Source organism: uncultured Holdemanella sp., assembly GCF_934772795.1.
GTDB lineage: Bacteria > Bacillota_I > Bacilli_A > Erysipelotrichales > Erysipelotrichaceae > Holdemanella.
Genome location: NZ_CAKVMR010000110.1, coordinates 1 through 2,790, shown reverse-complemented (window position 1 = coordinate 2,790; position 2,790 = coordinate 1). Strand labels below are relative to the sequence as shown.

Sequence of the window (2,790 nt, the reverse complement as noted above, 5' to 3'; positions counted from 1 at the left end):
AAAGTAATTTAGCCAAAGATCCTTTATTTATAAGGCTTATAAGCTTTACTTTACATTATTCTCAACTTTACATTATTACCCACCTGACGAGCGCCCCATACAATAAGTGGCTTTCGATTCTTTCGAGCATTCCATTTTGTCAATAAATTCGTCGCATTTCTTAACATATATATTCTCCTTTATATATGGGTATTATAGCACACTTTCATCCATGTTTACACCTTTAAGCACTTTTTTATCAGCTTCATTTGCACCTACAAGGACTTTTTTTATTCCTCCATTTGCACCTTTAAGGACTTTTTTTGTCTTGTGATTTGCACCTATAAAGAAAAAAGCCTGTATTTCTACAAGCTTAATCACCAATAATTGAATAGAATTGATCATAAGAAGGTTTTAATACTTCATATACATCTGGCTGAATACGATATTGCGTATAATCACGCAATCTTCCATCCTCCTCTTTTTCAATGACCCTTCTTTCAATCATCTTCTTATTCTTTAATAAACCACCCTGTTTGACATCTCCCTTATATTCCAAGGGTTCATTATCATTATCTAATAGTTCTTCAAACAAAGCCTTATCCTTTTTATTTAAAGATGTCATAAAATTCCATAAATCTGGAACATTCACTTTCTTTTCTTTCTTAAAAAACATAATCATCACCTAGTCTTATTGTACACCATGACTTTTTAAATAAGAAGGTATGATTTTTATAAAACAAACGACAGTCACAATACTCGCATAAATATCGGCTATTGGTTGTGCATAGAAAATATTAGAAACCCCTAAAAATGCAGGCAATAAACATGTACAACCTAAATACATCATCTTACGATTTAATGATAAAAACAAAGATAATTTTACATTGGATAATCCTGTAATTCCATCCACTAAAACATATTGAATAGACATCATTAATATACCTAAACAGAAGATTTTAATAGCTCTTTGCGCAATTGGCATTGTGGTAAGATCTTGAGTAAACATCGCAACAAATACGTTTGAGTAGCACATTGAAATAATGAACATGACAAGACAAAATAGAAACGCAAATGAAATCACGATTTTAAAGGCTTCTTTGATTTTCTTTAAATTTTGCGAACCAAAATGATACGCAAAGATCGGTTGTGTGCCTGAACTAATACCTAAAAGTGGACCTGTAATCAATAAAAAATAGCTTTGAGCTACAGTAATGGCTGAAATATAAATATCCCCCATATTTCCACCATACTTTTGAAGCATCATATTCATCACAATCAATATGACTGAATCGGATGCGAGAATCAAAAATGGTGAGAAGCCAAGTTTAACAATATACTTCATCTTATCTACAGATAAATCTTCTTTTTTCAATTTGATTTTTGATTTAAACCTTAAAAAACAAAGCACAAACATACACGATAAAAATTGGGCTACAACCGTACCAATGGCAGCACCGGCTACACCAATCTTTAGTGTTCGAATCAAGATAAAGTCAAAAATAATATTTGTGATGGCACCAATACATACACTTAACATCGCAATGGTGGCATAGCCTTGTCCCGTAATAAAATAATTCAATCCAATCGACATTAGAGCAAAGAAAGTACCTAAAGTATAGATTGTAAGATACGTATTGGCATAAGGATACAGTGCATCACTGCCTCCAAACCAATAAATCAAATTGTGTTTTAAAAGAATGAATCCAAGGGTTAAACAAAGGGAAAGAACAACCAACATCACAAAACTGTTATATAGAATCTGACTTGCCCTTTTCTCATTCTTTTGACCCAAACACATAGATAGCCAAATGGAACCACCAATTCCAACAAGGGTTCCAAAACTCGATAATAAAGTAACGATTGGACCACATATTCCAACGGCTGCCAAACATATATTTCCTACTTCTTCAATTTGACCTACAAACATACGATCGACAATGGAATATAAAATATTGACTAACTGCGCAATCATACTCGGTATGACCAAACCCATGACAAGCTTTAACATGGGTGTATTTTCAAAATCATTATGACGCATTTTAGATCCTGTTCTCTTGAATATAATCTCTAGCTTCCATTAAATCTTTGACAATACAAATTGTCTGTTTTTCCTGTACTTCTGTTGGAGCAATCAAATCCGGTACTTGAATACAATCTATACCTGCCCTATAGGCAGCCTCAACACCAACTACACTGTCCTCTAAGACTAGAGCATTTTTTGCGTCTGTATTCATTTTCTTTAAAACACTTAAATAAATTTCTGGATCTGGCTTACGCTTTGTGACCTCATCCCCACAAAGAACATAGTCAAAACGATCATATACACCAATTTTCTTTAATCTTTGTTCCGTCAATTCTCTTCTTGTCGTTGTTGCGACAGCCATTTTAATATGATGCTGTTCTAAATAATCCAACATCTCATATAGCTCCGGTTTAACAGGCACTTCTTTTTCTAAAGAAGAAAGTCCAATTTGTCTCCATTCATTAATCAATTGATTCTGGATATCACTAGGCAAAAGACGATCCAACAACTCTTGTTCATCTTCTAATCTTTTGCCAATTAATGAAGGAAATAAAGTATCTCCTAAATTTGGGATGCCATATTTATCTCCTGCCTTATCAAACGCATTTTTCCATACGCTTTCTGTGTCAATCATTAACCCATCTACATCAAATACGACTAACTCTAACATACATATCCTCCCTCAAAAAAACAGTATAAGTATAGCACGAAAAAGTAGGCGACAGAATTTTAATTCTACCGCCCCTTGTCAAACCGTACGTGCCCTACTAAGGCATACGGCTTAC

General features: G+C 33.7%; 4 protein-coding genes. All 4 read right to left on the bottom strand.

Going from position 1 to position 2,790, the window contains the following annotated elements; all coding sequences use genetic code 11:
• Positions 1-192: 192 nt before the first annotated feature.
• Genes Q0F04_RS11600 through Q0F04_RS11585 form a run of 4 tightly spaced genes read right to left on the bottom strand, consistent with a single transcriptional unit; the run spans position 193 to position 2,675 of the window.
• Positions 193-384 (bottom strand): hypothetical protein, encoded by a 192-nt coding sequence (locus Q0F04_RS11600; RefSeq protein ID WP_295753461.1) that lies wholly within the window; start codon positions 382-384, stop codon positions 193-195.
• Positions 353-655: a hypothetical protein gene (locus Q0F04_RS11595; RefSeq protein ID WP_295753459.1), complete on the bottom strand. Its 303-nt coding sequence runs from the start codon at positions 653-655 to the stop codon at positions 353-355. Before Q0F04_RS11595 ends, Q0F04_RS11600 begins: the two co-directional genes overlap by 32 nt.
• 15 nt (positions 656-670) lie before the next feature.
• On the bottom strand, positions 671-2,020 hold the full coding sequence (locus Q0F04_RS11590; protein ID WP_295753457.1) for an MATE family efflux transporter: 1,350 nt from the start codon (positions 2,018-2,020) through the stop codon (positions 671-673).
• A gap of 1 nt (position 2,021) precedes the next feature.
• Positions 2,022-2,675 carry an HAD family phosphatase gene (locus Q0F04_RS11585; protein WP_295753455.1) on the bottom strand — a complete coding sequence of 218 codons (654 nt, stop codon included), beginning with the start codon at positions 2,673-2,675 and terminating at the stop codon, positions 2,022-2,024.
• Positions 2,676-2,790 lie beyond the last annotated feature (115 nt).